The 3501-nt window shown below is 40.6% G+C and carries 3 protein-coding genes and 1 pseudogene; 1 reads left to right on the top strand and 3 read right to left on the bottom strand.

Going from position 1 to position 3501, the window contains the following annotated elements:
* Positions 1-937: pseudogene (locus tag ACJHV0_RS00165) on the top strand (ABC transporter substrate-binding protein); the annotation flags it as partial.
* Between the two features lie 70 nt (positions 938-1007).
* Here the strand turns inward: ACJHV0_RS00165 and ACJHV0_RS00170 are convergent.
* From ACJHV0_RS00170 to ACJHV0_RS00180, 3 genes are all read right to left on the bottom strand, one after another.
* Positions 1008-2288: an NAD(P)/FAD-dependent oxidoreductase gene (locus ACJHV0_RS00170; protein ID WP_483133039.1), complete on the bottom strand. Its 1281-nt coding sequence runs from the start codon at positions 2286-2288 to the stop codon at positions 1008-1010.
* A gap of 100 nt (positions 2289-2388) precedes the next feature.
* The gene (locus ACJHV0_RS00175) at positions 2389-2877 is read right to left on the bottom strand and encodes a SprT family zinc-dependent metalloprotease (RefSeq protein ID WP_483133040.1); all 489 of its coding nucleotides are present in this window, start codon (positions 2875-2877) and stop codon (positions 2389-2391) included.
* The coding region (locus ACJHV0_RS00180) for a ribonuclease T2 family protein (protein ID WP_483133041.1) at positions 2877-3501 on the bottom strand (625 nt) is incomplete at its 5' end. The genes ACJHV0_RS00175 and ACJHV0_RS00180, both read right to left, overlap by 1 nt.

Consider the following 3501-nt stretch of genomic DNA (forward strand, 5'->3'; position numbering starts at 1 on the left):
TTGCTCGGTACAAAACAATGTTTGTGAAGATATGACCAAACAATTTTCTCAACAATATAATGTTGAAACGTAACTTATTCACGGTGTAACAGGCACGATTTTGGGTAAAGTAAAAGCTGAAGCCTCAAATCCACAAGCGGATATTTGGTATGGAGGCACTATTGAGCCGCATTTTCAAGCTGGTGAATTAGGTTTATTAGAAGAATATCGCTCGTCAAAACAAGTGGAAATTTTGCCGCAATTTAAATCCTTAGTGGAAAGCGAGCAAGGCAAATTTACTTCCATTGTCTATATGTTAGTGCTTGGATTTGGCGTAAATACGGAAAAATTAGCCAAGCTTGGGGTTGAAATGCCAAAAAAATGGGACGATTTACTTGACCCTCGTCTGCAAGGTGAAGTCCAACTACCTGACCCTCGCAGCTCTGGCACAACTTATACGTTAATGACCACTCTTTCCACGCTGTGGGACGAAGAAAAAACCTTTGATTACTTGAAAAAATTGAATGCGAATATTTCACAATATGTCAAAAGTGCATTAGTAACCAGTAATCTGGCTCGAGGGGAAAGTGCAGTAACTGTCGGTTTTGTACATAGCTATGCCACTGAAAAGGAGAAAGGAGCACCGGTTGAAGCGGTTATTCCTGAAGGCAAAGTGGGTTATGCGTTAGGTGGCGTGAGTATTTTGAAAAACGCTCGTAACCTTGAAAATGCAAAGCTATTTATGGACTGGGTACTTTCCAAAGAAGCCCAAGAAATTCCGTGGAAAAAACACGGCGTTTACCAAACGCCAACTAATGTAAATGCCGAAGTAGCACCTCAATCAACCAAAGCGGATGCCCTTGAGTTTGTTGAAATTGATTATAAAAAAGCAGGTTCAAGCGAAGAAGGAAAACGCTTGGTAGATAAATGGTTAGCTGAAATCAAATTGGCGAAATAACCTTTGCAAAATTTTTAAAGAAAATAACCGCTTGTAAACGAAAATCCGCATCAGTGATGCGGATTTTTTCTTAGTGTAATTTCATTGTTGGACGTAGGAAGCGGTTAATCTGCCCCACTAAAACAATCAACCCTGTTTTAAAACAACCGTGTAATGCAACTTGATGCATTCGATATAGCGAAAGATATGCAAATCGAGCAATTTTGCCTTCAATAAACATATCGCCACTGACTAAATTCCCCATTAAATTGCCAACTGTGCCAAATTTCGAGAATGAAAGTAACGAGCCTTTGTCATTAAATCTAAATGGCTTCAGCTCTTTTCCTTCAAGTAAAGCAACAATGTTTTTACCACATAAGGTTGCCATTTGATGGGCTGCTTGAGCTCGCGGTGGAATAGGTTTTCCATCTTGCATTAAGGCAGCACAATCACCAATCACAAAAACCGCATCATCAACGGTCGCTTGCAAGGTATCTTTAACCTGAATTTGGTTCAAACGGTTGGTTTCAAAGCCAAATTCACGCGTAATATCCGGAGCTTTCACACCTGCCGCCCAAACCATAATATCGGCTTCAATTTTTTCACCTAAACGTGTCATCAAGCCATCTTCACGAGCTTCCGTAATCATTGTGCCTAAACGCACTTCCACCCCAGCTTTTTTCAACTCTTGGAATGCTGCAATTGAAATTCTTTCCGGCAAAGCAGGAATTAAGCGAGGACCAGCTTCAATTAAGGTAACTTTTAAACTGGCACGGTTTAACTTACCAAAACCATAAGAATTTAAGTTTCTCACAATATGATAAAGCTCGGCAGAAAGCTCAATGCCTGTTGCTCCACCGCCTACAATCGCAATTTTTACATCTTTATCTTCACTGTGGGAGAATTGTAAAAACAGTTCCATCATACGTTTTTGGAAATCTTTTGCTTGCTCTGAACCGTCTAGGAAAATACAGTGTTCCGCCACGCCCTTCGTTCCGAAATCATTGGATTTACTGCCAATTGCAATCACTAATTTATCGTAACTGATATTACGCTCTTTTACTAATAATTGGTTTTGTGCATTGTAAATAGGTGCAAGAGAGACTGATTTATTTTCTCTATCAACCGCAACTAATGTGCCTTGTTGAAATTCAAAGCCGTGATTTTTGGCGTGTGCACGGTAACTTAATGCATCAACCCCTTCATCTAGCGTGCCTGTGGCAACTTCGTGTAATAACGGTTTCCACAAGTGTGTAGCATTGCGATCAATTAAAATCACTTTTGCCTTTTGTTTACGTCCTAATTTGCGTCCAAGGTAGGTTGCAAGCTCTAAGCCACCTGCCCCACCGCCGACAATGATGATAGTTTCCATAAAATGCTCCGAAAATTAACTAAATTAAAAATTGAAACTAAGGTGCATTGTAGGGAGTAAAAAAAGAATGTCTAGCTAAATTGCAACATTATTTTAACGTTCACTCCACAAAGTGAAGCGGAGCTTTACACAGACGGCAAATATAACTTCGTTTATCACGCATTACTGCATTGTGTCGGCGAAGAGAAAGTTGATGGGTTTGACAACTGCATTGGTAGGTAAATTGTCGTTGAACGCTTTGTGTGCTAAAACAGTGATAAATTTCTGCTGGCACGCCGAGTACGGTTTCCATCATCATTTTCCACTCTTTGCCGTGTGATTGAACCCGCCCAAAGTGTTGATAAACCAAAATATGAGCAAGCTCGTGCGGCACAACTTGGCTTATAAACGCCTGCTCATTTTCTTGTAACAACACAGGGTTGAATCTCACCTCATTGCGTTCCAAATAAGCAACACCTGCTTTTACCCCACGCACGTTATAATTCACAGTTGGTGGGGTAAAAGTTTTGTTGAAGTAACTATTTGCACGCTCTAAATCACGCTTTAACTGGCGTTGAACCTGCATTTTCAGTTGGCGAAAATCAGACATTAACGAGGGCAATCCATTGGCTGCCAAGATTTATCATAGCAGATATAAAGCTCATCTTTTCCACCACCTAAATAAACACCCTTAAGCTGCGGATTATTCGCTCTCACCCATTTAAATAGCTCAGATTTTGACATATCAACGTCAGGCAATGTAAGTTCATTAAAGAGGGATTTCTGTTTAGCAAAATAAGCATCAGCTTGATGGAATGCACAAGCTCCGTGCTTTTCCCACTCACCTTGTAAAAGTGTTGCACCCGGCGATTCCGGAAGATATTTTTTAATCGTTTCTTCTTCTACCTTTGGCAAATCGCCTTGACAATAACGAGGGTGATCTTCAATCCGACTGGCATTTCCACTCTGTGGCCATAAACCGTGAATCACCCAACCAAATTCCTGTGAGCCATCACACTGATATTTCAGATGTTGCGGTACTTTGCCGTTATTATTGCGTCTTTGTTTTTGGCAAAATGCCGGCGACCACGAAAGGGCAAGAGTGTAATAATCAGCTCCCACAATATTCTGCTTTAAGCGATCATTTTTCATCTTCACGTCATAATCGCCCAGTGAAGAAGATGGGGAACTTTGTTGCGTTATATTTGGCTGATCTTTTTTATCCGAAAAAAGA

This window comes from Mannheimia sp., assembly GCF_056854775.1.